Genomic DNA, 26,062 nt, shown 5'->3' on the forward strand with positions numbered 1-26,062 from the left:
ATACAAATGTAGCGATTCAACAAAACACCACAACCACAATCTACCACTTTTTACCACTTTGTGGATAAATTATGGTAATCCACACCACTTATCCACATTATCTACACTAAAAACGCTATATATTGGGTATAAGTTTTTTTGCACCCTATATAGTTTTTAACTAAAATACGAGAATCAATAAACACAAATACATATAAACCAATACTTTACAGCTTTTTACATAGCATAAACTATATATACTATAGATTTCCACAGTAAAGTGGGGCAAAATGGCAGAGCAACTACTTGTTTATGGAAAAGTGGGGTAAAGTGGGAAACAGATTGTATATTTGTACCGTGATGCAGAGCACCAGACATAGCATTTTGCTTTTACTGACCCTGAGTATTTTACTCGGCTCGGTTGGTGTCGCTTTTAGCGAGCAGTTCTGCTTAATGGCTGGTATCAAAACCACAGCACTTGCCCAGGACATGGATGAGTGCTGTAAAAAACCATCAGACCCGGATGCGGATACAGATGATTGCTGTACTGAAAGAGTAGCTTTTGAGAAGCTTGAGCCTGTTTCTTCGCTTAAGGTTTTCAATCTTCAACTACCGGTATACTTTCCGCATCACATCAAACTGTTTACGCCTCAACAAGCTGTTTTACAAGCTTCCGCACAGCTCGTTTATACTTACTCCGACAGTTCTCCGCCAATTTACGGGCGCAAACTGCTCCACCAGTTGCATACACTTTTAGTCTAACGCTTACTATAGTACAGAAACGGCACTCGCAACAACACCTGTGCCCATTACAGTTTGTATCTATGTAAATTAGACTTTAAGTTAAAATGAAGACCAAGACAGCAAAGCTATTGCGCACTTTACCTGCATTGCTTGCACTATACATTTTAGCCACACTACCCACAGCAGCACAGCAGCTAACTGGCAAAGTAGTAGCTAACACCGACAGCCAAACACCACTTATAGGCGCTAACGTAGCCTGGAAAGGCACCTCCATCGGCACTTCTACCAACGCCAACGGCGCATTTGCACTTTCGCTAGCCGATGCAGTTACACCAGAGATTATTGTGAGCTACATAGGCCATAAAGCAGATACAATTACTGTGGCTGGCAAGAACAACATTGTAGTACAGCTTACGCCCAACAACAAGCTTCAGGAAGTAGTGGTAGAAGGGCAGCAGGCGCGCTACTCCTCCCTCACCCCCACTAACTCACAGGTAATCACCAGCCGTGATCTTGAAAAGTCGGCGTGCTGCAACCTGGCCGAAAGCTTTGAAACAAATGCGTCAGTTGAAGTATCTACAACAGACGCTGTATCGGGAGCAAAGCAGATACAAATGCTGGGTTTAGATGGCTCTTATACTTTATTAACGACTGATAACATACCTGCCCTACGCGGCCTTGCCATACCTTACAGGCTCAACTACCTTTCCGGCACTTACATAGAGTCTATCGATATTATTAAAGGCACAGGATCTGTGCTGAATGGCTATGAATCTATATCGGGGCAGGTAAACGTGTTGCTAAAAGATCCTGAAAAGGCAGAGCGTGTATACTTTAACTTGTATGGCAATAGTTTAGCCAAATTCGATGCAAACCTGAACCTCGCCACTTCTGTGGGCAAAAAGTGGAGCACAATTCTGATGCTGCACTCCAACTACCTGGGAAACCGTGTAGACCGCAACGATGATGACTTTATGGATTTGCCTATTGGCACGCAATACAATGTGTTTAACAAGTGGAAGTTTAGCCACGATGCCGTAGTGTCGGAATTTGGCGTAAATGCCCTCCATGAAAACAAGGTGGGCGGACAACTAAAGTATAAAGAGGATATCCCGCAGGAGCAGCAGCTTTACTATGGCACCAACTCCGAAACAGACAGGTTTTCTGCCTACAATAAGTCTTCCTATACTTACCCGGGCAGGCCTTACCAAAGCATTGGTTTAATTACATCGGTGGCGCACTATAAATTTAAGTCCAGCTACGGCTTCCGCGACTATGACGGAGAGCAAAACAGCGGCTCTGCACGTCTTATTTTTCAGTCTATACTTGGGCACACGGGCCATACTTACAAAGCAGGCCTGAGTTATACTTACGATGACTATACTGAAACACTAACAGATAGCACCTTTGGCCGCACCGAGCACATACCAGGCGCTTTTTTGGAGTATATCTACAACAATGCCACAAACTTAACATTAGTAGCTGGCTCCAGAGTAGACTTCCACAGTATATATGGTACGGTGTTTACACCAAGACTAAATGTTAAATATGATGCTACGCCCAACACTATTTTCAGGATTGCCGCCGGAAAGGGCTTTCGGATAGCAAACCCAGTCGCCGAGAACTCAGCCATACTTGTAAGCTCACGTGCGATTAAAGCCAAAGAAGAACTGAAGCCCGAAGAGGCCTGGAACATTGGCGGCTCGTTTACACAGTATTTCGAGTTAGGCGGCAGGCCAGGCACATTTGTAACTGACTATTACTACACCACCTTTGATAACCAGGTAGTGCTGGATATGTACTCTGAGCCAACGCAGGCACTATTCTATAACCTGAATGGGCGTTCCTTCTCCAAAAGCTTTCAGGCGGAACTACAGTATGAGGTTTTGAAAGGGCTGGATGTGAAAACGGCTTACAAGTATTTTGATGTAAGAACCACGTATAACGGCCAGCTGATACAAAAACCGATGATTCCGCAGCACCGCTTCTTTGTAAACCTTGGTTTTGCCACACCTTTCGATAAATGGCGCGCCGACCTGACAGGACAGTATTTTGGATTGATGCCTTTAGCACCTATAGAGCAAGACAATGTGCATAAGTCGGAGAGGTTTTATACTTTTAACACGCAGGTAAGCAGGGCATTCAAACGCTGGGAACTATATGCCGGAGCCGAAAACATTTTGAACTATAAACAGGAAAACCCTATTATTGGTACTGACCAACCCTTCGGCTCAAATTTTGACGCTAGTATGGTTTGGGGGCCTATTACAGGGCGCGTTGTATACGCCGGATTACGCTTTAAAATAGATTAACAATACATTAAATAACTATCACATGAAAACTCTGAAATCCTTTTTAGCCGTTTTTACACTTTTTTTCATTTGCGTTGGTGCCAATGCGCAAACCCAGCCTAAAAACGAACAAACCCTTGAAGTAAAAACTTCAGCTGTTTGCGGCATGTGCAAAAAGAGCCTGGAAAAAGCGATGGCCTATGAGAAGGGTGTTAAATCGTCGTCGCTTGATGTGGACTCTAAAGTACTGACAGTTGTGTTTGACAGCCGCAAAACAAGCCCGGATAACATCCGAAAGGCAATAAACGAAACAGGTTATGATGCCGACAGCAAACCTGCCTCTGAGCGTGCCTACAAACGATTGGATGATTGCTGCAAGAAAGAAGCAGGAGCACACTAAAACACACAGCACATAAAAAAGGGGGAGCCATACTATGGCTCCCCCTTTTTTATGTGCTTTAAAGTTTATATTAGAATTTAAAACCCAGGTGCAAGCCTATAGATAGCACCGATGTGCCGCTTTTATAATAAAAATAACCTACCCTGCCCCCTGCTACGCCGTTGCGCAAAATATTAAAGTCGTTTTCGATAAACCCGTTAAAACCAACATCCGATGTTTTAATGTGTTTTACAGAACCATCAACGGTACCATCCTCCGAGTTGGAATTGATCTCTGCACGATGCCTTGCACCAACTCCACCCCCAAGCCTGAAAGCCACGGACTCATTGTTCATCACATCGAAGCTTGCCTCCAGGTTACCCATATAAAAGGCATTCTTAATAGAGTAAATCTCTTTCACATCGTCGTATCGGGAGCCGCTGGCAAGGCCCAGGTTTAACCCCACGGCAAACCTATCGCTAAAGTGATGGCTAAAGCTATTGCTGAACATTATACCTTGGCTGTCATACTCTGAAAGCCAGATGTAGCTCACACCGGCTTTAACCATGTTAGGGTCTTTACCAGCCTGAGCTGCAGACGCAGAAAACAGCAAAAACAACGGAATGATATAGAGAAGTCGTAAATGACGGTTCATATAGTTTACAAAGGGTGAAGTGGTAGAATCAAGTGCGTAAGTTTACAGGTATACATGTTCCTGTTCTAGCTGATTCATACTTCTGCTATTAGAAAATGTTTCGGAAACGATAACAAAACATTCCACATCATCTCAAATGAATATATAATACCCTCTATATCAATATAATATAAATATATTCCCAAAATATTAAAATAGGATTATCAGTATATCCGGCTTATATTTTAGCTTTATACAACTGCCACCAAGGCAGATAAGGTTTGTCGTGGTGCTCGTAATGGTAGCCGAAGAAATAGCAACTGACAAAGGCCCACAAGTGATTTTTGCTTTGCGTAGTGGATTTATGAGGATTGCTGGCAGAGTGCTCGCCGCGATGGGGCAAATAAGTACCGAAATAGAATAATTGAAAAGTAGCAAGTATGGCCGGAAGCATCCAGTAAAGCACAACGTTCTGCAGCGGAAAGAACAGTTGCAGCACATTGTAAGTAATAGCCATCAGCAAAATCTGCCACCAGGTAATGTAATTCTTTAAAAAGCTAAAATACCAGGGCCAAAACGAGCCATGGTGATAATCAGGATCTTGTTCTGTGGCCACATGGCGGTGGTGCTGATGGTGCCGGGGCAACAGGCGCGGATACCAGTTATAGGCAAAAAGGAAAGCTGTTATTGCACCAATGGCTTTGTTAAGTTTAGGATTACCCGGTGCCGCTACGCCATGCATGGCATCGTGGGCGGTAATAAACAAGCCTGTGTAGAGGTGTGTTTGCAGCAGAATAAACAGATAAGTAAGCGGCGAGGCAAACGACACATCAAAATATGCCAGCAAGTATACAAGCAAAGCAGACCAGCAAGCAACTACAAGTGCTGCTATTGCCACTCCTCTTCTATCTTTTTGCCGTGCTATTGCCATTTTTGTGTTCCTCCCTCTACAACTCTCCCCGGTTATACTTTGTTAAAGCTCTTGGTAAACCCTATTTCTGCAAAGCTAATAAATCCTGATACTTGATTAGCAGATGCTATACTTTCATAGCCAGTAAAGCCTCCTGCACTTCCTCCATCAACCACATGGGTGTAGAGGTAGCGCCACAAATCCCGACAGACTCTCCGTTTTCGAACCATGCCGGCTGCAATTCGCTAACCTTTGATATAAAGTAAGTACTTGGGTTTGTCTCCTTGCATACCTGGTACAGCACCTTGCCGTTCGATGACTTTGTACCCGACACAAAAACGATTTTATCAAACTTAGAAGCAAACTTGCGCAGTTCCTTATCCCGGTTAGACACCTGCCTGCAAATAGTATCGTTGCTGTTTACTTCATACCCATCCTGCTCCAGTTTATCTTTTATGCGGTAAAAGCTATCGGTGCTTTTTGTGGTTTGGCTGTAAAGCGTAATTTTAGGCGGCAACTCATGCTGCAGCAACTCCTCTATACTTTCAAAAACTACAGCCTGGTTGTTTGTTTGCCCCAGCAAGCCCAGCACTTCAGCATGGCCATGTTTGCCATAAATAAAAATCTGGTCTTGTTTATCGTAAGATGTTTTAATGCGATTCTGCAATTTAAGCACCACCGGGCAAGAGGCATCTATCAAGGTTAAATTGTTTTGGAGCGCTGTCTGATAAGTTTCCGGCGGCTCGCCATGTGCTCTTATCAAAACAGCCTCATTATGCAGTTTTCTTAGTTCCTCATGGTTAATTATTCGCAATCCACGTTGCTGCAGCCTCTCTACCTCTACATCGTTATGAACGATATCACCCAAACAATACAGGTAACCCTGTTCGTCCAGCAGGTCTTCTGCCATTTGTATGGCATATACCACCCCGAAGCAGAAACCGGAATTGTTGTCGATGGTAACGTTTAGGCCGCTCATACTATTTATACAACTGAAGGTTGATATTGTTTAATTGCTTTTCGCTGCTTTATACCTTCATAAATAGATATCGTCACTAACAGCATCAGCATAGAGTACATCGTATCTTCCACAGGTATAGAGACTATACGCAGGCCCAGGTTGTAAGCATCGTTGTACCACACGATAGGCAGATAGGTTAGCACGCCATTTACCAGCAGGAAAGGTACCAGATGCACCAGGTAGGCCAAATAAAACCGCCCCAGGTATCGTGTACCATAAAACTTAAGATGCACCAGCAGGGCCAGCGCAAGCAGTATAAATGTTATGGAAGTATAAATCCGCTCAAAATTGAATAGCGCTATAACAGGGAGCACAACAAGCAGCAATAGTGATGCAGCTTTTGCATAGGGTTGCAGCAAGTCTTTCTGAATATAAGCCTTGAGCACATCATAAATAAATACGCACGCGTAGGGCACGGTAATAAAGAACATTATTTCCTCTATAGGCAGGCCCCAAAAGTATACCCCTGTTAAGTAAGCTTCATTAAAGCCCCAAACACCCGCTTTTGTAAAGGCAGCATCCCATAGTATAAAAAATACCGCGTTAATGACTATAGCCGGCCATAGGGCATACCAGCCTCTGAAAAACGCCACCTTTTTATCAAAGGAGAGCAACAGCGGGAAAAGGATGGTGAAGATGTTTAGGTACAGGTAAATGTACATGCTTAAATAATAATGTCAGGGTTTAAACTAGGCCAACGATCAACTGCCAATCCGGCGGTTGCCATGCGTATGTATCAATTAATATTTATACTTCTGATTTCCTGCTTTTCCGCTTCCGTGCAATGGTCTTTTGTCAGCATAAAATCTTTTATAGTCCGGGCCATCTCTGCTGAAAGACTAGAGTTCGGGTACTTTTTCAAGTTGTCGATAATGATGCTCTTGTCCTCTGCCAGGTGCCCGCTTAAGTTAAGGTACCGGGGTATGTAATGCTCTACTGTAAATCTTAAAAACCGGACTTCCGGATTGGTTTTATCAAGCGCGACGGCTTCTTCAAAATAAGATGCCGCTGTTCTTAAATACTTTAACTTAGAGTAAGGGTTCCAATGATACTTGGCCATAACAGCCTCTGATCCGCCCTTGTATGCTAGCCTGACGGGGTGCTTTTCGGTGTAAGCTGCCATCTTTTTATGAAACTGCTTTGCGGCAGCTTCGTCTTTGCTGGCCTGCAGGTATTCCTGCCGAAGTACTGCCAAAGCATAGGTTTTAGAGCGATCTGCCGGAGCAACGTTTACAACGACACCCAACAGTAAGGAAATAAATAGTGTAATCATTAAATAGCGTTAAGTCTGTACTTGAGGTATGAGCCGAGCAGCAATGCCAGCTTAGTGTTATCAGGTACTCTTACGCGTTCTTTAAGTATATGGGTTGCAGGCAGGTTTTGGATCTTCCGGAAAAGCTTGAGGTAGTACACATACGCCAGGTACACGCCCATTCTGGCAGATCGTGGTAAATTCATAATTCCAACATAAGCATTATCAAAGTCTTTTTTGATGTCTGCTTCTATCTCTGCTTTGCTGGCATTGTTGAAATTCAGGTAATCCACTTTCGGGAAGTATACCCTGCCGCGTTCATCGTAGTCGCTGCGCATGTCCCTTAAAAAGTTAACTTTCTGAAAGGCAGCGCCAAGACTACGCGCAGGCTTTTGCAACTTTTCGAACTGCTCCTTGTTTCCCTGGCAAAAAACCTTGAGGCACATTAGCCCCACTACCTCTGCAGAGCCATAAATGTATTCCTCATACAGAGACCTGTCATAGGCTTGGTCTTCCAGGTCCATTTCCATGCTTTTCAGGAACGCCTCTATGTAAGCCTTGTCTATATTAAACTCATTCACCACACATTGGAAAGCATGCAGTACGGGGTTTAGACTGATGCCAGTATCTATAGCCTTAAAGGTCTGCTCTTTAAACTCCTGCAGCAGTTGGCGCTTATCGTATTCATGAAAAGTGTCTACAATTTCGTCGGCACAGCGCACAAACCCATAAATAGCATATATAGGCAGATGAAATTTTTTATCCAGGGTTTTGATACCCAAAGTAAAAGACGTACTGTAAGCCTCTGTTATTTTCTTACTGCATTGTAAACAAGTATCTTTGAACAGCTCCATGCACCCTCGTTAGTTTGATGTTATACTTTAACTGCAACCGGGGCTGCATACTCTTTTGCTACCTCAGCGGCTACCACTTGCCCCGAAATAAGTGACGGTGGCACACCTGGCCCAGGAACTGTAAGCTGCCCTGTGTAAAACAGGTTTTTAACTTTCCTGCTTTTCAGGCTTGGTTTAAGTAAAGCGGTTTGCAGCAGCGTGTTTGCCAAACCGTATGCATTGCCTTTAAAGGCATTGTAGTCAGCTATAAAATCATTGTGCGCGTAGCTGCGCTTGTATGTAACAAACGGGCGTATTTCCTGCTTTGTAAGTCGCTCCAGCCTGTCCATCACTTTGCCAAAGTACACTTCGCGCATTTCCGGGCTATCTTCTAGCCCAGGAGCCACAGGTATAAGTATAAACAAGTTTTCGCAACCGGCAGGTGCTACAGTTGCATCAGTTACAGAAGGAGCACATACATAAAAAAGCGGCTTCTCAGGCCACTTAGGGTCTGTATAGATTTCGTGGGCATGCGGCCCGAAGTCTTCATCAAAGAAAAGGTTGTGGTGCTGCAGGTTTTGCAGCGGCTTGTTTACGCCCAGGTAAAATATCAAGGATGATGGCGCCATGACACGGTTGCCCCAGTAGCTTTCGGAGTAGCTTTGGCAGGCTTTTGGTAATAATTGTTGCTCTACATGGTGGTAATCGGCGCTGGCAACAACAATATCAGCATCAAATCTTCCTGTACTTGTTATGATACGTGTTGCTTTGCCTTCTACCACCTCTATCTGCTGCACATCCCGGCCAAATTCAAACTGCACTCCTTTTTCGCTGGCCAGCTTAACCATACCCTCTACTATTTTGTACATGCCACCCATCGGGTACCAGGTACCCAGGCTAATGTCGGCATAGTTCATCAGGCTATACAAGGCTGGCGTATTCTGTGGTAAGGCACCTAAAAAAAGCACCGGAAACTCCATTAGCTTTAGAATGCGATCATTTTTAAAGTAACGCCTTATATGCCTGTAAAACGACTGGAAAATATCCATCCGGAGCACATCCAGCAGCAGGCGCGGGCTCATAAATTCCGAAACGGAACGCCCGGGCTTGTACACCAGCTGGTTTATACCTACCTCATACTTATAAGCCGCCTGTTCCAGAAATTTATCTAACTGCGCAGCGCTGCCTTTCTCCATACTTTCGAAAAGCTGATGCAACGCAGGCATAGTTGCCGGTATGTTTACAAAATCATCCTCTCCAAAAACAACTGTATAAGAAGGGTCTAGGCGCTTAAGCTCGTAATAGTCGGAAGCTGTTTTGCCAAACCTCCGGAAGTAAGACTCAAAAACATCTGGCATCCAGTACCAGCTAGGCCCCATATCAAACGTAAAACCATCGGCTACAAAACTCCTGGCACGGCCGCCGGGTGTTTCGTTTTTCTCCAGTACTGTTACCTCATAGCCCATATCTGCCAGGCAAGTAGCCGCAGAAAGGCCGGAGAAACCCGAACCAATGACTATTACTTTATTTAAGGGCATAGATGGAGGTTATTAGGTTATTTTTTAGGCATCCTGATTGTATACATTAAGCACCCTCTTCAGCTCTTTACGGGCTATGTGTATCCTGTTTTTTACTGTTCCGATAGGTATGTTAAGCTTCTCGGCAATCTCCAGGTACTTATACCCAACATAATACATCATAAAAGGAGTGCGATGCTCTTCGTTCAGGTTTTCGATTGCCTTATTAATATCATTCATGACGAAAGTTGCCGTGCCTTTGTTTTGCGTCACGTAATTTTCATCGGTATTCAAGTACTTTAAATAATCAGAGCTGTCAATGTTGCTGCTCCGCTTTGTAATTTTATTATAGTTGTTGATGAAGGTATTGCGCATGATCGTGTATAACCACGCCTTTAGGTTCGTGCCGGCCTTAAATTTGTCTTTATTGTTTAAAGCTTTCAGCATCGTTTCCTGTACCAAGTCTTTGGCATCATCTGAGTTCCGCGTCAAGTTCATTGCCGCCGGATTAAGAGATTGAGCAACAGCCTGTATAAGATTATTAAATTCGATAGCAGTCATTTTGTTTATCATTTATATGTAAAACGATAAACAAATATACGTCATCGTAAATTAAAAAGCACTAATTGTTCACCTTTATTTAAGCTGGTATTAAACAAAAAAGACAAACAACACTTTAAACCCTGTGTACGTACATTATTTTACTGCAAACAGCAAAAAGAAAAATCCCCTGCTACTAACTTACGTTAGCGGCAGGGGATTGTATACATTAATGTTTAATTTTAACCAAAAACAGTTATAATTTCTCTTGAATTGCCAATGCGTTTAACATTATCTGGAAAGGTAAGTTGCTCGTTTTGCACAAGGTGGCCATACATGTAAATGGTGCACTCAGGAAAAGTTGCCGAAAGCTGGTTGATATACGCCTGCACCTGCTCCCGCTCAGGGTAAGAGGTTAAAACCGTGCAGATGCAGTCTGCCTTAAACTGCTTATAAGTCTTCTCCAGGTCCTCGAAAGGAAGGTTCTGCCCTAAGTATACTACCTTTTTGTTGCTGGATCGCAGCAGGTAATTTATGTACAAAAGCGCTAACTCGTGCAGCTCGCCCTCTGGCAAGTATAAAATGTACACGGGTGCATCCTCCTGGGTCCGGACCACCTGCCCATCAATGGCAACTATAAGCTTTTGCCTGATAAGGTTGCTCACAAAATGCTCGTGGGCCGGCGTAATGTTACCTGTCTGCCACAAGATGCCGATTTTTGTAAGAAAAGGGTTTATCACCTCATTCATGGTTTCCTTGAGGCCAAGCTGCAGCGCAGCCGTAGACAAAGTTCTCTCAAAAGCCTCTTCATCCATGTCAACCATTGCTTTTACCAACGTGCTGATGTGATGCGAACCACGACAGGACTCATCGCAAAGCTGCTGCACCGTCTGCATGATCTGCTCCGGCTGCATTTGCGCTATCTTTGATATCTTGTAACCGCGCTCGTTCAGGAGCGATATGTTAAGGATAGCTTTCAGGTCGGCATCGTCGTAGTACCGGATGTTGGTTTCTGTGCGTTTGGGGCAAAGTATATTGTAGCGCTGCTCCCAGATGCGGATAGTATGCGCTTTTATACCTGATAGGTGCTCTAATTCTTTAATGGTGTATTGGGCCACGTTTATCCTCCTGTTGATTTCTTAAAATCTCTTTCGCCTTCTTAAAATATTGTGGGGCTACCCAAAGCATCCCGAAAGACTCTGAGCCATACTTCCCTTGTTTGCTGTGATGTACCTTATGCGCCACGTTTAAAGCTTTTAAGTAAACATTAGACGTTTTGCCAAACAACTTTAAGCGCCGGTGTATAAACACATCATGTATCAGGAAATAGGCCACGCCATACAGCGTTATGCCTGCGCCTATCCAAAACCTGTAATCTATTGGCTCGCTCCCGAAAATAAAAAACAGCATCGCCAGCAAACCATAGTAGGCAAAGAACAGGTCGTTTAACTCAAAGGCGTGTTTATGATGCGTGTGGTGCGACCTATGCAGGAACCACATAAAACCATGCAGCACATATTTATGCATCAGCCAGGCCACGCCTTCCATAGCCACAAAGGTTAATAACATTATTCCTAAGCCTGCCATCATACTAAGCAAACAACAAGTTTAACATTTAGTTTTAAGATATTAAACAGATATTTACCACTTTACTGGTTCTTTGTTCAGGAAAGAGGCAATGCCACGCTGGCAATCTTCGCTGCCACGGGCAATGGCATTCATTTCGGCGGCATATTGCAAGCCGTCTTCCAAAGTCATTTCCTGGACCCTCGCCACCATTTCCTTTGTTACCTCCATGGATTGCTTTGAGTTTTCGGCACATAACCTTTGAGCGAAAGTATAAACCTTTGCATCTAACTCCTCTGCAGGCACCACATAGTTTACCAAGCCATACTTCTCGGCTTCCGCTGCAGAGATCAAGTCGCCGGTAAGCAGCAGTTGCTTAGCCCGCGACTCCCCGATTTTGCGCAAAAGAAACACTTTAACAATGGCGGGAATAAAGCCGATCTTTACTTCGGTGTAGCCAAATTTTGCCTCGGGTACTGTAAAACCGAAGTCGCAGATGGCAGCTAACCCACAACCGCCTGCAATAGCATGCCCATGAATCTGGGCAATCACAACTTTTTTTAAGGTATAGATTAACCTAAAGAGCTCCATCAGGTGCGTAGAGTCTGCCAGGTTTTCATGATAATCGTTTTGCTGCAGCTTCTGGATGTACTCCAGGTCGGCTCCAGCGCAGAACACCTTTCCCTCCGCTCTGAGTACAATTACCTTGCAATCCTCGTCTTCCTCGGCGAAGGCAAAAGCGCGCTTCAGTTCTGTTACTACTTCATAGTTTAAAGCATTACGCTTTTCGGAGCGGGCCAGGGTAATGTATCCCACACGCTCTTTTACCTCATAGCGTACAAATTCCATAGTCTGCGTTATTGTATTATCTGTGAGTTCGCTCATAGTATGTTTTCATTAAAAAGTATTCAATCAAATATACGGAAGTATAAATCTTTTGCCCGACCTAATTTAGCCTATACTTCAGATCAGTATTTTAACGCCAAATCACATAATGCTAACCTTTAAAAGGGCAACTCGTTATTTATTAAAAATATTTGCTAACGAACGTTAGGTTGCCTATATTTGTTAATTATACATGGAAGCAGTATTGAGCAGAAAAGAACAAATCGAGAAAACAGCCACAGCCCTTTTCAAATCGAAAGGTTTTTCGGCTACATCGATGCGTGACCTTGCGAATGCGCTTGGCATTGAGGCTGCAAGTATTTATTCGCACATCAAGTCTAAAGAAGAGATTTTGCAGCGGGTGTGCTTTAGAATGGCGCAGGAGTTTTTTGATGCCCTTGATGCCGCTGAAAGTATAGATGGCCCGGCAACTGAAAAACTGAAGCGTGCCATAGCAGCCCATGTGCAGGTGCTAACAAAGAACACAGCCGCCTCGGCGGTTTTTCTGCACGAGTGGCGCCACCTTAGCGAGCCATACCTGACAGAATACCTTTTGCTGCGCGATAAATACGAAGGCCGCTTTAGAGAGATTATTCGCAGGGGCATTAACAGCGGCGAGTTCTCTGTTCCGGACGAAAAGTTTGCAGCCTTGACTGTGTTTTCCGGGCTTAACTGGATACATACCTGGTATAAACCAGAAGGTAAGATGAACCCTGCGCAAATTGCTGAAAACTTATCGGCAATGCTTTTAACCGGCCTGAACAACACACAAAAAGATATTACACTTACCCCTACTCACCTTAATACACCTAACTAACTAACCGCCGGGCTGGTAACGCAGCCCGGCACCTTTTACTGAACCTTTAAACTATAAATATTATGTACGGAGGAGGAAACGTTTTTGAAGCGACAAAATTCGATGACCTGCAGACAGAAGATCCTGCAAAATTAGCCGAATTTGAAGCCCGCATTGCCCGCGGCGAAAAAATTGAACCTACTGATTGGATGCCGGAACTTTACCGCAAGCAGCTTATCCGTATGATTGAGCAGCACGCGCATTCTGAGATTATTGGTGCATTGCCGGAAGGAACCTGGATTACACGAGCCCCTGGTTTCCGTCGTAAAATGGCACAAATGGCTAAAGTACAGGATGAGGTAGGCCACGCACAGTTATTATACTCTGCCGCCGAAACACTTGGCAAGTCGCGTGAGCAGATGCTGACTGATTTGATCAACGGCAAATCCAAATACTCAAACGTGTTCAACTACCCAGCCTTTACCTGGGCAGACTCCAATATTATTTCGTGGTTGATAGATGCGGGTGCTATTGTGAACCAGATGGCAAACGCCAAAGGCAGCTACGGCCCTTATTCGCGTGCTTTAGAGCGTATTTGCGCTGAAGAGGCTTTCCATTTAAAGTATGGCCACGATGCTGTGGTACATATGGCAACAGGCACACCAAAGCAACGCGAAATGATACAGGCTGCGCTTAACCGCTGGTGGCCACCAATCATGACCTTCTTCGGGCCTTCTGATAAGATGAGTACGCACACCGAAACGCTGATGCGCTGGAAAGTAAAGATGGCCTCTAACGACGAGTGCCGTCAGCAGTTCCTAGATATGTACGTGCCAAAAATATGGGAGCTTGGCTTAACGGTGCCGGATTCTAAACTAAAGAAAAACATGGAAACCGGCCAATGGAAATATACTGAGCCTGACTGGGATGAGTTTAAGCGCGTAATTAACGGCGATGGCCCTTGTAACGCTGAGCGCCTTGCCGTGCGCCGCACCGCCGAAGAGCGAGGTGCCTGGGTACGCAGAGCTCTGCTTAACCCGAAAGCGAAATACGTTCGTCCGCTAGCTTAGCGGCAGTTAACAGTTGAGAGTTAAGCGTTAAAAGTGGTTCTCCATTCAATAACTCTTAACTCTCAACTGTTAACTCTTAACTAATTTTAAGCTCTTAACTTTTAACTATGTCTTTGACATCTCTAGACCCAAGAGTAACGAGGTTGAACCTGCCGGAAGGTGAAGTTCCTGCCATGGAGCCAAAGCCGGTACTGGATCAATTTGAAACCTACGAAGCCTTTCATCAAAAGAAAGAAGGAGCTGCTTATACTTATGTTGGCCCTGTGCATGCACCAAACGAAGACGTGGCTTTTCTGTTTGCAAAAGAGCAGTATAGCCGCCGTTTTGCCTGCACCGGCCTCTGGATAGCACGCACCGAGAATATTCAGCTAACGGTGTATGGTAATGATGGCGAAAACGTATATGACGCGCTACGTTTTCAAGAACCAATAGAGCGGAGCGAACAGCCGGAGGCTTATGAGATTTTCCACCTGAAGAAACGCGGTAAGGCGCATACGCATGCTGGTCGCGTGGCAGCAACATCATACTTAGAAGCCCTGCAAGAAGCAAAACAAGCTTTTGGCGACAAAGGACCAATTGTAAATGTGTGGGTAGTAAAGTCGAAAGATGTGCTGCAGTCTGCGGAAGAAGACAAGGACATGTGGACCACCATTCCGGAGAAGAAGTACCGCGAAGCTATTGCCTATAAAGTAATGGACAAGATCACGAAGTATAAAGAAGAAAATAAACCTACAACTGCGCAATAATGAACGAGCTAGCGATAAAAGACCTTTTATACAAACTGGCAGACGACCAGCTTATACTTGGCCACCGCAACTCCGAATGGACCGGCTTCGGCCCGATATTGGAGGAGGACATTGCTTTCTCGTCGATGGCGCAGGATAAGATAGGCCATAGCCTGGCATTTTATACATTGCTGCAGGAATTAGGCGAAGCTGAGCCGGATACGGTTGCCTTTACCCGCAACGCCAACCAATTCCACAACAGTCAGTTGGTTGAGTTACCAAACGGTGAGTACGATTTCAGTTTGATCCGTCATTTCCTGTACGATAATGCGGAGATCATCCGTTTTGAGATGCTTTCACAGTCGAGTTACGAGCCAATTGCAAAGGTGGCTATCAAACTGAAAGGCGAAGTGAAGTACCATGTGCTGCACGCCAATACCTGGATTAAGAACTTAGGCGCATCTACAGAAGAAGCTATACTTCGCTTGCAATCGTCGTTGAACGAGGCGCTGCCTTATGCATTGGGTATGTTCGAGCAATCAACCTATGAGCAGGAGCTGATTGATGCCGGCATTTACGCTGGCGAAGAGGCTGTGAAAGCTGAATGGTTGAAGCGCATCCAAGCTGTGATCGAGAAAACTGAGTTGAAATTACCTGACCTGGCAAGTATAGAACCTAAATTTGGTGGACGTTACGGCAAGCACACCGAGCACCTGCAACCGCTGCTCGACGAAATGGCCGAAGTATTTAAAATAGATCCGACTGCTGAGTGGTAGTTCTTTTAACGTAACACGACACACGTATCACGAAGCACGATGTTCGTGTACTTTTACTCATAACAGTCGTGATACTTGATACGTGCTACGAGATACGATAAGAAATGCTAACCAAGGAAAACATATTAACCCTGCTGGAGGAGGTAAAAGACCCTGAGATACCGGTTCTGTCGCTGGTGGACCTGGGGGTGATCACGGGTGTGGAGGTAACGGAAGATGACCACGTAACCGTGAACATGACGCCTACTTTTGCCGGCTGCCCTGCCATGGACTACATGAAGAAAGATGTAGAACGTACCCTGGAGAAGCATGGCATCAGCAACTACAAAGTTACGATGTCTTTTGATAAGCCTTGGGACAGCAACAAGCTCAGCGAAAAAGGCCGCAGGCAACTAAAAGAATTTGGTTTGGCCCCGCCGCCAAAGTATGATTTGATTCTGGACTTAGACATCCTAGAACATGTGAAGTGTCCCTACTGCGACAGCGAAAATACGGACCTGCGCACACCATTTGGCCCTACACTCTGCCGTTCGATGCACTACTGCAACAATTGCAAACAAATGTTTGAGCAGTTTAAGCCACTATAAAAAGATAAAATCAGAAGCGCCAGCTATAGCTTAGCTGGCGCTTCTGGTTTTATCTCTCCTGATTATACTTACCTCCGGAGCACCATTACCTCACTCCCACCTTGGAACAGCAGCAGTTTGCCGTCTACTATTCTATACTCAAACGCTGACTTGTTCAGCAACTCCAGCACCTCATTTTCAATCTCTAAATCCGGACAAGCCATACGTGTCGCAGCTATAGCACCAACGTATAAAGTATGGCGCTTCGCCTCTAAGCTACCCGAGATGCGGTTGCAGCCTGCGTTCCCTGACACTCTATTGTCTTTTAAAGAGAGATTAAGAAATGGCCCCTTTTCAGCAGTAACTTCTTTGCCATTTAGCTGCTCCAATATCCAGTTGCCTTCTAGCCTGGAGTTGATGAGATAACTTCCACAGCCCTTGTATACTGTATTCTTGTAGTTTACCTGTACCGAATAAGGTGATTTTTTGCCTGACAACGGCTCTTGGCAATCTTCAAGCATCAGTTTCACAGTAAAAACGCCATCAGAAGTTTCCGCTTGGTAGGATATATTCTCACCGTCTTTAAGTTCCACAACTACTGACATGGGCACTTTTATACTGGCATCTTCCGGGCTTGTGGTTTTAAAGTCGATCAACATATCTCCATGTATCTCCAGCGTCCAGAAAGGCTCGTTTCCTGAAGCCACAAAATCAACTCCTTGCTCATACTTCTCTTGTAAATCCTCCAAATTACTTCCTACCTGCTCCTGTTCAACGACATCATTATGGGATGTACTACCTGCGTTTGTATCTACTTTATTTGTAGCGCAGGAGCTAATTAAAATAAGTATGAGAAAGTTGGCGAAAATTAAAAATCTAATCTTAAACATAGCTCTATTTATTAAAAATACAACTTGATGACAGCATGGGCTAAACCAAAATTATTATTACACTTTAGAACAATTGCATGACAGCAAAAAGCCCCGTTAGCACATGATTATGCAGCAACGGGGCTCCTCAAAATATACTTTATGGTTTTTAGATCTTAGCCATTTCTTCTTTCACAAAGTCAACCAGCGTTTTGATGTAGGCTGTGCTGAAATCGAATTTGATGCCGGCTGCCTCGTATACCTCTCCGATTGAAACAGTATACCCCAGGCTTAAGGCACGTTTGTAAGCGGCAAGACCTTCCGCTGGATTTTCTTTATAGTTCTTCCAGACAGCAATTGCGCCTAACTGGGCCATAGCATACTCAATGTAGTAGAAAGGCACCTCATAAATATGCAGCTGCTTTTGCCACATAAACGGTTTATACTTCTCGATGCCATCCCAGCTCACTAATTGGTGGTTAAATGTTTCAAAAATGTTAACCCACTCCTGCTGGCGTTCTTCCTGAGTTTGGTTCGGGTGCTCGTATATCCAATGCTGGAATTTATCTACTGTTGCCACCCACGGGAACGTTTCCAGAACACTCTCCAAGTGCGTTCGCTTGGCGCGCTTCAGTTCATCCTCGTCTTCAAAGAAAGTATCCCAGTAATCCATTGAGATTAGCTCCATCGACATAGAGGCAAGTTCTGCTACTTCTGAAGGCGGGTGCTTGGCAGCATTAAGCGGCAACTCACGGGTTAGGAAAGAGTGTACCGCGTGGCCTCCTTCATGCAGCATTGTAATTACATCGCGTAGGCTGGAAGTGGCATTCATAAAAATAAACGGCACGCCTATCTCATCTAGTGGATAATTATAGCCACCCGGCGCTTTGCCCTTCCTCGACTCCAGGTCCAGGTGGCCCATTTCGCGCATGATAGCCAGGCAATCGCCCAGGTAAGTATCTAATTTGTAAAACACCTGTACCGTTTTCTCCAGGAGCTCTTCGCCGGTCTGGAATGGCTCCAGCGGTTTCTTGCCTGTCGGGTCAACATCTAAATCCCAAGGGCGAAGCTCGTTCAGGCCCAATTGCTGTTTTCGTTCCTCGTCAATCCTGGTCAGAAGCGGAACAATGGTTTCTTTGATAGAAGTATGGAAGTCGAAGCAATCCTGTGGGGTATAATCGAAACGCCCCATAGCCGCGAACATGTAATCGCGGAAGTTATCGAAGTCAGCATTTACAGCTACCTGGTGACGTAGCTTAAGTAACTCATCAAACAGCTCATCAAGCTTTTCGTGATCTTGGTAGCGTCTTTCCTGTACTGTGCGCCATGTTTCTTCACGCACAGCTCTATCCGTTCTTTTCAAGCGGTCTGCGGCACGCTGTAGTGTCATTTCCTCTCCATCCAGCACAACCGTCATAGCACCTGATATGGCAGCAAACTGCTGCTGCTTCGTACTGATCTCAGTTTGAAGCGGAATGTTCTGTTCCCTGAATATCTCAAGCGCACGCTCTACCCCTCTCAGGTATATTTTATACTTTTCACGCTCCAATGCGGGCTCGTATGGCGAGTGCATCAGCTTCAGATTCAGCTCATGGTCTAGTGGTGCTATTTTAGGCTCAATCTCTGACACAAAGTACTGGAATGCTTTTGTGGTTTCTTCGTTTTGCGTGTCGCAGGTCATGCGGATGTAACGCCATCCCATCTCCTCAGATAACACACTCTCCAGTTCGCTACGGTCATACATCCATTTCTCCAGCTCCTCCACACTATTGATTTCCCGTGATTTTAACTCTTCAAAATAGGGCTCAATGGTCTCCCACTTTTCAACTTTAAAATCTTCGGAAAGATAAGCTCTTTGTTTTCGTTTTGGTATGTGTAAGGTTTTGGTGGATGCAGTCATAGTTATAAAACATATAATAAAAAGGTAATATAGCGACTTCTTACGAAAGTGCAAAAAAGAATAGAGCCACAACTTGATAGATGTGGCCCTATTGCATGTATATACGTTAATTTTTGCTAACCGATTTCGATTACTACGTTATTTGTTAACGGATGCCCTACGCAGTTAAGCACATATCCTTCATCCAGTTCCGCATCAGAAAGGCCTTCACGCTCATCAAGGTGCACTTTGCCGCTCAGGCATTTTCCGCGGCAGGCAGTACAAAGCCCGGCCTGGCAAGAGTATGGCAGATCCACATCCTGGTCAAGGGCAGCCTCTAATATTGTCTGGTCTGGCTGCACCTCTACCCGGTACTCTGCACCCTCATAAATTATAGTTACAGTTTGGGTAATTATCTCCCCGTCGTCATCAGATGCCAGTACATCGCCATGCTGTGCCTGCTGCTGTTGCTCTATTAGTTTGTTGCTTACAAAGCTTTCCCTGAAAATATTTTGAGATGGCACGTGCAATACGTCCAAAGCATGACGCACCTCGTCCATCATACCCTCAGGCCCACACATGTAATACATCGCGTTTTCTACTTTAGCCAGTTGCAGGCGCTCCAGAATTTTAATAATCAGGCTCTGGTTCATACGCCCACGGTTTTCGCAGGCCTGCTTTGGCTGGCTAAAGATGTATACTACCTTAAAACGGTCAGCATACTGGCTTTGTAAAGCCTCTAACTTGTCTTTGAAGATGATAGAATCTTCATCGGTGTTACCGTAAAGCAACGTTACGTTACTCTTAGGTTCTTCGTGCAGCACCGCCTTTAAAATAGACATAAGCGGCGTGATACCGCTGCCGGCACCAAACAAAAGTACATGGCGCTGGTTATCCGGAGCACAGGTGAGGCAAAAATTGCCAATTGGCTGCATCACCTTTATCTCTTCGCCTACTTTAACATGATCAAGCAGATAATTAGATACAACGCCACCAGAAACACGTTTTACTGTAACGCCCAATCTTGGAGCCTCTTGCGGCGTGCTGCTTAGCGAATACGAACGGCGTACTTCTTTTCCGTTTATGTTCAAGATCAGCGTCAGAAACTGACCTGGCTTGTAAGGTATGATTTGCTTCTCAGGATGTTCGAAATGTATGGTAACTGCATCTGAAGTTTCGCGGGTGACTTCCACCACCTTCAGATTTAAGTATATACTACTCATTTTGCTATGTTTTAACTCTGGAAATTTGCTTTTAAACATGTTTTGGAACTGAAAGTTACGATAATCTAGAGTCATCCGAGAACGTGTCGGGTAAAAAAAGGTAGTTCACTAAATTTTTTCAATATTTAATGTAATTAAATAAATATTAGTTGCAATTGATATAAAAAAAATACGCAACTTTGTAGTGTGCTTTTAAGCACCAAAACGAGACCTGGCTTTCTTAAGAGCCAAGCCGCCGCCCTTTGCAAAAAAACTATTGAAAACAATAATGCTCTACAAACTAACACTCAAAAACTGTGAAAAAACCGTAGTTGTGGATGACCGCACCTACGAGTACATTCAAAACAATGCGTACCTGCAGCAGATAGAATTTCTGAAGCACCTGCGCATTCACTCCAACGGCTACGCCTTCTTCCAGAAGAACTGGCCTTTAAAAGACGGCAAGTACCGCAACGAAACCATTTACCTGCATAAGATGATAGGTGAGCAGTTGCTGGAGAAGCCGGAAAGCGACATAAAGCTTTATGTGCATTTTATTAATGGCAACAAGCTTGACTGCCGTCGCGAAAACCTGGAATGGGCGCCGCTCTGCAAAATTGTAAGAAACACTTCTAAAACAGAGAACAAGTTAGGCGTGCGTGGTGTGCACAAAGAAGCCCAAAAGTACAGGGCCATTATCCATTACAACAAGCAACGCATTAACCTGGGCACTTTCGAAACATTGCAAGAGGCCGCGTCGGCTTACAGTAAAAAATCAGAAGAACTTTTCGGGAAAACCAAGAGCCTTAAAACGCTCTCGAAATATGTAGAAGCAGAGGTGGTATAGCATTAAAACTGCATCTGCGTTTCCCCGTGTTTTATAAATATGGATACTACTAAAAGCCTTAGTGCTATACTAAACAGGCACAGGCATGCCTTTGCTCCTGTGTTGGATGCAGACCTTAACGCAGATGCAGTTTGCACCCTCGACTTTACCGCAGACAACACCCGCCTGCAACAAACTGACTTACTTGATACCGACGCATTTAACGATGCCGTTATGCAGATGCTGCACGATAAAAAAGCAAGTATAGGAGTGGGGGGTTACCTGGAGGACAGGTTTATTTACCGCAGAAGCAGGCACTTTGATGTGGCGGCTGAAAGCCGAAACCTGCACCTGGGCGTAGATGTATGGCTGGACGCAGGCACCGCTGTTTTTACACCCTTAGATGCTACGGTGCACAGTTTCCAGGACAACAACAACTTCGGCGACTATGGCCCTACCATCATACTGGAGCACGAATTAGAAGGTGTTACATTTTATACTTTATATGGTCATCTGAACCGTGCCTCACTAGAGGGCTTAGAACCAGGAAAGCAGTTTGCCAAAGGTAAAAAAATAGCTGAAGTAGGCCCCTACCCAGAGAATGGCAACTGGCCGCCGCACCTGCACTTCCAAGTGATGTGTAGCATGGACGATAAGTATGGCGACTACCCTGGTGTGGCCACCACCGCAGACAAGGCCAAGTATGAGGCGCTTTGCCCCAACCCCAACCTGATTCTGCAATGCCGGCATCTGCCATAGTTTTGCAAAACCACAAAATTTTAGTTAAAATGCCATTTAAGGCGCTGCTGAGCAGGCAGCGCCTTTTTGTATTACTTTAAATTTATAGTTAAAAAGTATGTTTGACATTGGAAAGTACCATAGTGTTTTAATAGATTTTGTGGTGCTGTATGGCATGAAGTTAATTGTGGCCATTTTTATACTTGCCATTGGTGCCTGGGTGGTTAAAAGCCTTAACAGGTTTATCTCGAACCTGATGGTGCGCCGAAACGTGGATCCATCTCTGAGGCCATTCCTGGGAAGTATAATCAACGTGGTTTTATGGGTATCTTTAATTGTGGTGGTCATTTCACAGATTGGTGTAGAGATGACTTCGTTTATCGCTATACTTGGCTCTGCTGGTTTAGCTATAGGCTTGGCGCTGCAGGGCAGCCTGGCCAATTTTGCGGGCGGGGTGCTTATACTTACCATTAAGCCTTTTAGGGTTGGCGATTTTATTGACGCGCAAGGCCAAAGCGGAACAGTACACATCATCAACATTTTTAATACCGTTCTTAAGACCGGCGATAATAAAACGATCTACCTTCCTAATGGCCCTTTGGCATCTTCTGTAGTAGTAAACTATTCTGTAGAGAACACTCGCCGTGTGGAACTGTTGTTTACAATTTCGGTGAACAATGATATCGGAAAAGTACGCCAGCTTTTACAGCAATTAATTAACGAAGACAGCCGTATTTTAACAGAACCCGAGCCTGCCATAGTGGTTACCAATTTTGCTGAGCACGCCATTACCATCAGCACACGTATTTGGTGTAACCGCACAGACTACTGGCCATTATTCTGGGAAATGACTGAGAAAGCAAAGGCTGCATTTGAAGCCAACAATATTGCGCTTCCGGTACCTAGAAGGGAAATGCTTAACCAGAAAGCCAGTACTGGCTTAAAGTAACTTCCAAAAAGCAAAGGCCCGGTAATTACCGGGCCTTTGCTTTTTATACTTCATGTACTGGATGCAGTAGCTTTAATTTAACTAGTATCTTCTAATGTCTACAGCAACTGTTGCGTGGTTCTTATTCGTGCAGTTGCTTTTAGGTAATAACTCAAAAACTGAAATTTCTAGTATTTCAGCTATTTCATAAATTCTTTTTACCGTAACATCTGTAAAACCTCTCTCTATCTTCGAATAAGCATTTTGTGAGATGTTTAACCTGTGAGCCATATACTCCTGACTATAGCCTTTCTGTTGGCGAATATTTCTGATTTTTTTGATTACCATACACTACCAAAGTTGAACTAAGTTTGTTTGTTTCTAATAAGCATCTTTAACAATAATATATATACTTTATGTTATACACAAGTTTTTTTTAACATGGTATCAAATAAAGTCCTATTTCAACTTATTTTCCTGAAAAGAATTTTGACAGTAATTGGTGCTTGCCATCAAAACTCTAGATAACTAGGAACAGGTAAATTAGTTATCAAATTAATTTATCCCTAGCTCTTTTTAATGTGGTAGCAAGATAATAGTCTTCAGCCTAAGGTTGCCCAACAGACGCATCTAAAGCACAATGAATAAATAACTTAGCATAATATATCAGTAAATCCGCAAAGGTAAAAGTCCTCTTACTGCATAGATTAAAATGCTTAAATTAATAATTATTTAACCGCTTAAGGTATAAACCTATTAACTAAAACTTTATTAAAAAGATGTCTTTAGCAAAAATCCGGAAGCCAAAATTTTAAAAAGCTCAACATGCTTCAGGAGCAACATATTATAATTATTATATATACAAATTTATACTAACCATTCTAAAACCTAGAGCTATAAATTAGAACTTTAGGATATAGCTTATAAGAGTCATCTTTATCAGATTTGTATCAATTCCTGCTTTTAGGAAGAAATAACAACCCTTATATAATATGAAAACTTTACAATTAAATCAGATGGAAAATCTGAATGGAGGTGAGTGTGATGCTAGCGATGCATTCAACTTGTTATTAGCAGCCGGAGCAGTTGCCACAATTATCGTCTTCCCACCATCAGGTTTCGCAATTTTACCTGTAGCAGGATTAACTGGTTTATCGACAGGCATGGCTATCGGATCTTGTATTTGGTAACTATCCTTTTGCTATGAAGGATAATACTAAATTACGAAGAGCCCTTACTATAGCTTATATTATACTCGGTATTAGTATAGGCTTATTTATTACTACAGTATTAGGATCTTATTATACTAATTCTAAACTTGATTTCTCATTTTATTCTAAAGTTATCGCGCAATTATTATTGGCACTCGGAATGTCATTTTATGCTTGGGACTTGAATAAAAGATTAAAAGAGTCTAAGTAAAATCAGAAGATTCATCTGCTTGCAGATGAATCTTTTTCTTTCACAATACTCAATACGTCTCCATTAAAAAAGGGTAGTGGTATACAATGTATGATGAAGGGAGTACAAGTAGATTCAGAGAGAAAATTATTATCTGAATGACTTTTACATTAAACTGGAGCAGGTTTAATATACTTTTACGCAGGTTTCATACTTCTTTACAGCTAATCATACATTGTATACCACAGCCTAAAAAAGACTTGTTTGGACATATATTACTTAAAATTCAATAAATCTGTGCAACAAGGAATTATGTTAGACTTTCACTTGGCGCTATTAGTACTTTTACAATATAAACTCTTCTAAAAATACACTATAATGAACTAGATGCCCCTAATGTTTAACATAGCTCTTCGTTAAGCCTATATATAGCATTATTATTTAGTTCACGTTTTCAATTTATCGGTACTGAATTTATTTACTGTTAAAGAGCTAATTTATAATTAAACACAATAATTTTAATATGATCATATCGAAAGCTTATAAAAATATTCTATTAATTAAACCTGTTACTTCTTTAGGTTTATTAAATTTTTTTACCATTTTGATTATTCTGCTAACTAAATTCTGTTTGATAACAGATGAGCTTTATTATCAAAGTTTAGACGAAAAGTTTTCCATTGATCAGATAACGCAACTTTTAAACGTACAAAGCAAATATGAATTTGCAAGCTATATCTTATTAGTAACTTTTAACTTATTAAAATATGGTTGCATTACTCTAATTCTCTACATTGGAATTATCATCTTTGGCTTAAAAGTAAAATTCAACAACGTTCTTAAAGTTGTAATTTTAGCAGAATTCATTTTCCTTATTCCTCTTGTATTAAAATTTTTTTGGTTTTACTTCTTCCAAAGCAACTATACTCTTGAAGACCTTCAATTCTTTTACCCATTTTCCCTACTAAACATTTTTGATACTGGCACTATATCTCAAATTTGGGTATATCCACTACAGCTGCTCAACATCTTTGAGGTAATATATTGGTTTTTCCTCGCTTTTGGTATTAAGCAGCTTATTAACTCCGATTTTGATAAATCACTACGCCTTGTTCTTAGCAGCTATTTACCAGCTATGCTTTTGTGGGTTGTTTTTATTATGTTTTTGACTGTTACGCTCAATCCAAATATATAGTATGAAGAAGCCTTTACTCTTCTTAGTAGCCCTTCTTTTTGTAAGCGCCTTGGCATTCATGTCAGTTGAAATTTACTCAAAAAGCAAACAGAATGAAGAAAATAAGCTAACAAGACAAACCCTACCAACTCTCCAATTTTATACTTTAGACTCTCTTGCAGTATCAAATAGTATTGTAGAAGTAGGCAGCAGCACCTGCATCGTCTACTTTGACCCTGATTGTAGCCATTGTGAAAGTGAAACAAAAGAAATAACAAGTAATATTGAAAGGTTTGGGCATTCACAAATCTTTATGATTTCGGCAAATACACCAAAAAAAATAGCAGACTTTACCAAACAATTTCACTTAGGCTCCTACCCTACCATACAAGTGCTTTGGGATAAAGAGCATTTGTTCTACAAGCTATTTGGTAATGCAACTGTACCTTCTGTGTACATCTACGACAGGCAGCAGCAATTAGTAAAAGAATACTTTGGCGAAGTTAAGGCTGAAGCTATCATAAAGCACTTACACTAGGCAATCATGCTCAATTTCTGCGA

General features: G+C 43.1%; 29 protein-coding genes. 14 read left to right on the top strand and 15 right to left on the bottom strand.

The features are described 5' to 3' along the window. The first annotated feature begins 363 nt into the window (after positions 1–363). The 3 genes from Q1A23_RS06010 (at position 364) to Q1A23_RS06020 (ending at position 3,414) form a co-directional block, all read left to right on the top strand. Complete coding sequence (locus Q1A23_RS06010) at positions 364–741, top strand: hypothetical protein (RefSeq protein WP_299820943.1); 378 nt, start codon at positions 364–366, stop codon at positions 739–741. An 86-nt stretch (positions 742–827) separates the two neighbouring features. Continuing rightward, positions 828–3,035 (top strand): TonB-dependent receptor, encoded by a 2,208-nt coding sequence (locus Q1A23_RS06015; protein ID WP_299820945.1) that lies wholly within the window; start codon positions 828–830, stop codon positions 3,033–3,035. A gap of 22 nt (positions 3,036–3,057) precedes the next feature. Continuing rightward, positions 3,058–3,414: a heavy-metal-associated domain-containing protein gene (locus Q1A23_RS06020; RefSeq protein WP_299820947.1), complete on the top strand. Its 357-nt coding sequence runs from the start codon at positions 3,058–3,060 to the stop codon at positions 3,412–3,414. Positions 3,415–3,484: 70 nt separating this feature from the next. Here the strand turns inward: Q1A23_RS06020 and Q1A23_RS06025 are convergent, their stop codons facing one another. From Q1A23_RS06025 to Q1A23_RS06075, 11 genes are all read right to left on the bottom strand, one after another. Beyond that, positions 3,485–4,048 (bottom strand): hypothetical protein, encoded by a 564-nt coding sequence (locus tag Q1A23_RS06025; protein ID WP_299820950.1) that lies wholly within the window; start codon positions 4,046–4,048, stop codon positions 3,485–3,487. A gap of 217 nt (positions 4,049–4,265) precedes the next feature. Continuing rightward, positions 4,266–4,958, bottom strand: a complete 693-nt coding sequence (locus Q1A23_RS06030) for a fatty acid desaturase (RefSeq protein ID WP_299820953.1) — start codon at positions 4,956–4,958, stop codon at positions 4,266–4,268. Between the two features lie 106 nt (positions 4,959–5,064). Next, entirely contained in the window at positions 5,065–5,916 is an 852-nt protein-coding gene (locus Q1A23_RS06035; RefSeq protein WP_299820956.1) for a 4-hydroxy-3-methylbut-2-enyl diphosphate reductase, read from the bottom strand. 5 nt (positions 5,917–5,921) lie between these two features. Further along, complete coding sequence (locus Q1A23_RS06040) at positions 5,922–6,620, bottom strand: lycopene cyclase domain-containing protein (protein ID WP_299820959.1); 699 nt, start codon at positions 6,618–6,620, stop codon at positions 5,922–5,924. Between the two features lie 74 nt (positions 6,621–6,694). Then, positions 6,695–7,231 carry a hypothetical protein gene (locus Q1A23_RS06045; protein ID WP_299820962.1) on the bottom strand — a complete coding sequence of 179 codons (537 nt, stop codon included), beginning with the start codon at positions 7,229–7,231 and terminating at the stop codon, positions 6,695–6,697. Next, positions 7,231–8,064, bottom strand: coding sequence for a phytoene/squalene synthase family protein (locus Q1A23_RS06050; RefSeq protein ID WP_299820965.1), 834 nt, complete (start codon positions 8,062–8,064; stop codon positions 7,231–7,233). The genes Q1A23_RS06045 and Q1A23_RS06050 overlap by 1 nt, the downstream gene beginning before the upstream one ends. Before the next feature lie 20 nt (positions 8,065–8,084). Then, on the bottom strand, positions 8,085–9,581 hold the full coding sequence (gene crtI, locus Q1A23_RS06055) for a phytoene desaturase family protein (RefSeq protein ID WP_299820968.1): 1,497 nt from the start codon (positions 9,579–9,581) through the stop codon (positions 8,085–8,087). Between the two features lie 24 nt (positions 9,582–9,605). Next, positions 9,606–10,121: a sigma-70 family RNA polymerase sigma factor gene (locus tag Q1A23_RS06060; protein ID WP_299820971.1), complete on the bottom strand. Its 516-nt coding sequence runs from the start codon at positions 10,119–10,121 to the stop codon at positions 9,606–9,608. Positions 10,122–10,342: 221 nt separating this feature from the next. After that, the gene (locus Q1A23_RS06065; protein ID WP_299820974.1) at positions 10,343–11,218 is read right to left on the bottom strand and encodes a MerR family transcriptional regulator; all 876 of its coding nucleotides are present in this window, start codon (positions 11,216–11,218) and stop codon (positions 10,343–10,345) included. Continuing rightward, positions 11,199–11,669, bottom strand: coding sequence for a sterol desaturase family protein (locus Q1A23_RS06070; RefSeq protein WP_299820977.1), 471 nt, complete (start codon positions 11,667–11,669; stop codon positions 11,199–11,201). The genes Q1A23_RS06065 and Q1A23_RS06070 overlap by 20 nt, the downstream gene beginning before the upstream one ends. Positions 11,670–11,741: 72 nt before the next feature. Then, complete coding sequence (locus Q1A23_RS06075; protein WP_299821216.1) at positions 11,742–12,515, bottom strand: enoyl-CoA hydratase-related protein; 774 nt, start codon at positions 12,513–12,515, stop codon at positions 11,742–11,744. Positions 12,516–12,744: 229 nt separating this feature from the next. Here Q1A23_RS06075 and Q1A23_RS06080 point away from each other — a divergent pair, with 229 nt between their 5' ends. The 5 genes from Q1A23_RS06080 (at position 12,745) to paaD (ending at position 16,505) form a co-directional block, all read left to right on the top strand. Then, positions 12,745–13,368 carry a TetR/AcrR family transcriptional regulator gene (locus Q1A23_RS06080; protein ID WP_299820980.1) on the top strand — a complete coding sequence of 208 codons (624 nt, stop codon included), beginning with the start codon at positions 12,745–12,747 and terminating at the stop codon, positions 13,366–13,368. Positions 13,369–13,430: 62 nt separating this feature from the next. After that, positions 13,431–14,417 (top strand): 1,2-phenylacetyl-CoA epoxidase subunit PaaA, encoded by a 987-nt coding sequence (gene paaA / locus Q1A23_RS06085; RefSeq protein ID WP_299820983.1) that lies wholly within the window; start codon positions 13,431–13,433, stop codon positions 14,415–14,417. A gap of 107 nt (positions 14,418–14,524) precedes the next feature. After that, positions 14,525–15,163, top strand: coding sequence for a phenylacetic acid degradation b (locus Q1A23_RS06090; RefSeq protein ID WP_299820986.1), 639 nt, complete (start codon positions 14,525–14,527; stop codon positions 15,161–15,163). Next, positions 15,163–15,918 carry a 1,2-phenylacetyl-CoA epoxidase subunit PaaC gene (paaC, locus tag Q1A23_RS06095; RefSeq protein ID WP_299820988.1) on the top strand — a complete coding sequence of 252 codons (756 nt, stop codon included), beginning with the start codon at positions 15,163–15,165 and terminating at the stop codon, positions 15,916–15,918. Before Q1A23_RS06090 ends, paaC begins: the two co-directional genes overlap by 1 nt. A gap of 104 nt (positions 15,919–16,022) precedes the next feature. Next, on the top strand, positions 16,023–16,505 hold the full coding sequence (gene paaD, locus Q1A23_RS06100; RefSeq protein ID WP_299820990.1) for a 1,2-phenylacetyl-CoA epoxidase subunit PaaD: 483 nt from the start codon (positions 16,023–16,025) through the stop codon (positions 16,503–16,505). A gap of 68 nt (positions 16,506–16,573) precedes the next feature. On the opposite strand, the gene Q1A23_RS06105 is transcribed toward paaD, so the two are convergent. The 3 genes from Q1A23_RS06105 to Q1A23_RS06115 form a co-directional block, all read right to left on the bottom strand. Then, the gene (locus Q1A23_RS06105; RefSeq protein WP_299820993.1) at positions 16,574–17,374 is read right to left on the bottom strand and encodes an META domain-containing protein; all 801 of its coding nucleotides are present in this window, start codon (positions 17,372–17,374) and stop codon (positions 16,574–16,576) included. Between the two features lie 148 nt (positions 17,375–17,522). Then, positions 17,523–19,253 (bottom strand): M3 family oligoendopeptidase, encoded by a 1,731-nt coding sequence (locus tag Q1A23_RS06110; RefSeq protein WP_299820996.1) that lies wholly within the window; start codon positions 19,251–19,253, stop codon positions 17,523–17,525. 116 nt (positions 19,254–19,369) lie between these two features. Continuing rightward, on the bottom strand, positions 19,370–20,455 hold the full coding sequence (locus tag Q1A23_RS06115) for a ferredoxin--NADP reductase (protein ID WP_299820999.1): 1,086 nt from the start codon (positions 20,453–20,455) through the stop codon (positions 19,370–19,372). A 268-nt stretch (positions 20,456–20,723) separates the two neighbouring features. Here Q1A23_RS06115 and Q1A23_RS06120 point away from each other — a divergent pair, with 268 nt between their 5' ends. From Q1A23_RS06120 to Q1A23_RS06130, 3 genes are all read left to right on the top strand, one after another. Further along, a complete protein-coding gene (locus tag Q1A23_RS06120) occupies positions 20,724–21,281 on the top strand; it encodes an HNH endonuclease (RefSeq protein WP_299821002.1) in 558 nt (185 codons plus the stop codon). A gap of 39 nt (positions 21,282–21,320) precedes the next feature. Next, on the top strand, positions 21,321–22,019 hold the full coding sequence (locus tag Q1A23_RS06125) for a peptidoglycan DD-metalloendopeptidase family protein (RefSeq protein WP_299821003.1): 699 nt from the start codon (positions 21,321–21,323) through the stop codon (positions 22,017–22,019). A gap of 97 nt (positions 22,020–22,116) precedes the next feature. Beyond that, the gene (locus tag Q1A23_RS06130) at positions 22,117–22,947 is read left to right on the top strand and encodes a mechanosensitive ion channel domain-containing protein (RefSeq protein ID WP_299821006.1); all 831 of its coding nucleotides are present in this window, start codon (positions 22,117–22,119) and stop codon (positions 22,945–22,947) included. An 81-nt stretch (positions 22,948–23,028) separates the two neighbouring features. On the opposite strand, the gene Q1A23_RS06135 is transcribed toward Q1A23_RS06130, so the two are convergent. Next, positions 23,029–23,274: a helix-turn-helix transcriptional regulator gene (locus Q1A23_RS06135; protein WP_299821009.1), complete on the bottom strand. Its 246-nt coding sequence runs from the start codon at positions 23,272–23,274 to the stop codon at positions 23,029–23,031. A 644-nt stretch (positions 23,275–23,918) separates the two neighbouring features. Between Q1A23_RS06135 and Q1A23_RS06140 the strand changes: the two genes are divergently transcribed. From Q1A23_RS06140 to Q1A23_RS06150, 3 genes are all read left to right on the top strand, one after another. After that, on the top strand, positions 23,919–24,116 hold the full coding sequence (locus tag Q1A23_RS06140; RefSeq protein WP_299821012.1) for a hypothetical protein: 198 nt from the start codon (positions 23,919–23,921) through the stop codon (positions 24,114–24,116). A 734-nt stretch (positions 24,117–24,850) separates the two neighbouring features. Then, complete coding sequence (locus Q1A23_RS06145; protein WP_299821015.1) at positions 24,851–25,522, top strand: hypothetical protein; 672 nt, start codon at positions 24,851–24,853, stop codon at positions 25,520–25,522. Position 25,523: 1 nt separating this feature from the next. After that, the gene (locus tag Q1A23_RS06150) at positions 25,524–26,039 is read left to right on the top strand and encodes a redoxin domain-containing protein (RefSeq protein WP_299821018.1); all 516 of its coding nucleotides are present in this window, start codon (positions 25,524–25,526) and stop codon (positions 26,037–26,039) included. The last annotated feature ends 23 nt before the right edge of the window (positions 26,040–26,062 follow it).

This window comes from uncultured Pontibacter sp. (assembly GCF_947492645.1).
In the GTDB taxonomy this organism is placed as follows: domain Bacteria; phylum Bacteroidota; class Bacteroidia; order Cytophagales; family Hymenobacteraceae; genus Pontibacter.

Excerpts from the sequence above, each read along its gene's own strand:
- paaA (WP_299820983.1), top strand. The coding sequence starts at position 13,431 with ATGTACGGAGGAGGAAACGTTTTTGAAGCGACAAAATTCGATGACCTG.
- crtI (WP_299820968.1), bottom strand. The coding sequence starts at position 9,581 with ATGCCCTTAAATAAAGTAATAGTCATTGGTTCGGGTTTCTCCGGCCTT.
- Q1A23_RS06080 (WP_299820980.1), top strand. The coding sequence starts at position 12,745 with ATGGAAGCAGTATTGAGCAGAAAAGAACAAATCGAGAAAACAGCCACA.
- Q1A23_RS06035 (WP_299820956.1), bottom strand. The coding sequence starts at position 5,916 with ATGAGCGGCCTAAACGTTACCATCGACAACAATTCCGGTTTCTGCTTC.
- Q1A23_RS06150 (WP_299821018.1), top strand. The coding sequence starts at position 25,524 with ATGAAGAAGCCTTTACTCTTCTTAGTAGCCCTTCTTTTTGTAAGCGCC.
- Q1A23_RS06015 (WP_299820945.1), top strand. The coding sequence starts at position 828 with ATGAAGACCAAGACAGCAAAGCTATTGCGCACTTTACCTGCATTGCTT.
- Q1A23_RS06020 (WP_299820947.1), top strand. The coding sequence starts at position 3,058 with ATGAAAACTCTGAAATCCTTTTTAGCCGTTTTTACACTTTTTTTCATT.
- Q1A23_RS06030 (WP_299820953.1), bottom strand. The coding sequence starts at position 4,958 with ATGGCAATAGCACGGCAAAAAGATAGAAGAGGAGTGGCAATAGCAGCA.
- Q1A23_RS06140 (WP_299821012.1), top strand. The coding sequence starts at position 23,919 with ATGAAAACTTTACAATTAAATCAGATGGAAAATCTGAATGGAGGTGAG.
- Q1A23_RS06090 (WP_299820986.1), top strand. The coding sequence starts at position 14,525 with ATGTCTTTGACATCTCTAGACCCAAGAGTAACGAGGTTGAACCTGCCG.
- Q1A23_RS06115 (WP_299820999.1), bottom strand. The coding sequence starts at position 20,455 with ATGAGTAGTATATACTTAAATCTGAAGGTGGTGGAAGTCACCCGCGAA.
- Q1A23_RS06110 (WP_299820996.1), bottom strand. The coding sequence starts at position 19,253 with ATGACTGCATCCACCAAAACCTTACACATACCAAAACGAAAACAAAGA.
- Q1A23_RS06145 (WP_299821015.1), top strand. The coding sequence starts at position 24,851 with ATGATCATATCGAAAGCTTATAAAAATATTCTATTAATTAAACCTGTT.
- Q1A23_RS06045 (WP_299820962.1), bottom strand. The coding sequence starts at position 7,231 with ATGATTACACTATTTATTTCCTTACTGTTGGGTGTCGTTGTAAACGTT.
- Q1A23_RS06025 (WP_299820950.1), bottom strand. The coding sequence starts at position 4,048 with ATGAACCGTCATTTACGACTTCTCTATATCATTCCGTTGTTTTTGCTG.
- paaC (WP_299820988.1), top strand. The coding sequence starts at position 15,163 with ATGAACGAGCTAGCGATAAAAGACCTTTTATACAAACTGGCAGACGAC.
- paaD (WP_299820990.1), top strand. The coding sequence starts at position 16,023 with ATGCTAACCAAGGAAAACATATTAACCCTGCTGGAGGAGGTAAAAGAC.
- Q1A23_RS06060 (WP_299820971.1), bottom strand. The coding sequence starts at position 10,121 with ATGACTGCTATCGAATTTAATAATCTTATACAGGCTGTTGCTCAATCT.
- Q1A23_RS06075 (WP_299821216.1), bottom strand. The coding sequence starts at position 12,515 with ATGGAATTTGTACGCTATGAGGTAAAAGAGCGTGTGGGATACATTACC.
- Q1A23_RS06130 (WP_299821006.1), top strand. The coding sequence starts at position 22,117 with ATGTTTGACATTGGAAAGTACCATAGTGTTTTAATAGATTTTGTGGTG.
- Q1A23_RS06040 (WP_299820959.1), bottom strand. The coding sequence starts at position 6,620 with ATGTACATTTACCTGTACCTAAACATCTTCACCATCCTTTTCCCGCTG.
- Q1A23_RS06105 (WP_299820993.1), bottom strand. The coding sequence starts at position 17,374 with ATGTTTAAGATTAGATTTTTAATTTTCGCCAACTTTCTCATACTTATT.
- Q1A23_RS06120 (WP_299821002.1), top strand. The coding sequence starts at position 20,724 with ATGCTCTACAAACTAACACTCAAAAACTGTGAAAAAACCGTAGTTGTG.
- Q1A23_RS06135 (WP_299821009.1), bottom strand. The coding sequence starts at position 23,274 with ATGGTAATCAAAAAAATCAGAAATATTCGCCAACAGAAAGGCTATAGT.
- Q1A23_RS06125 (WP_299821003.1), top strand. The coding sequence starts at position 21,321 with ATGGATACTACTAAAAGCCTTAGTGCTATACTAAACAGGCACAGGCAT.
- Q1A23_RS06070 (WP_299820977.1), bottom strand. The coding sequence starts at position 11,669 with ATGTTATTAACCTTTGTGGCTATGGAAGGCGTGGCCTGGCTGATGCAT.
- Q1A23_RS06050 (WP_299820965.1), bottom strand. The coding sequence starts at position 8,064 with ATGGAGCTGTTCAAAGATACTTGTTTACAATGCAGTAAGAAAATAACA.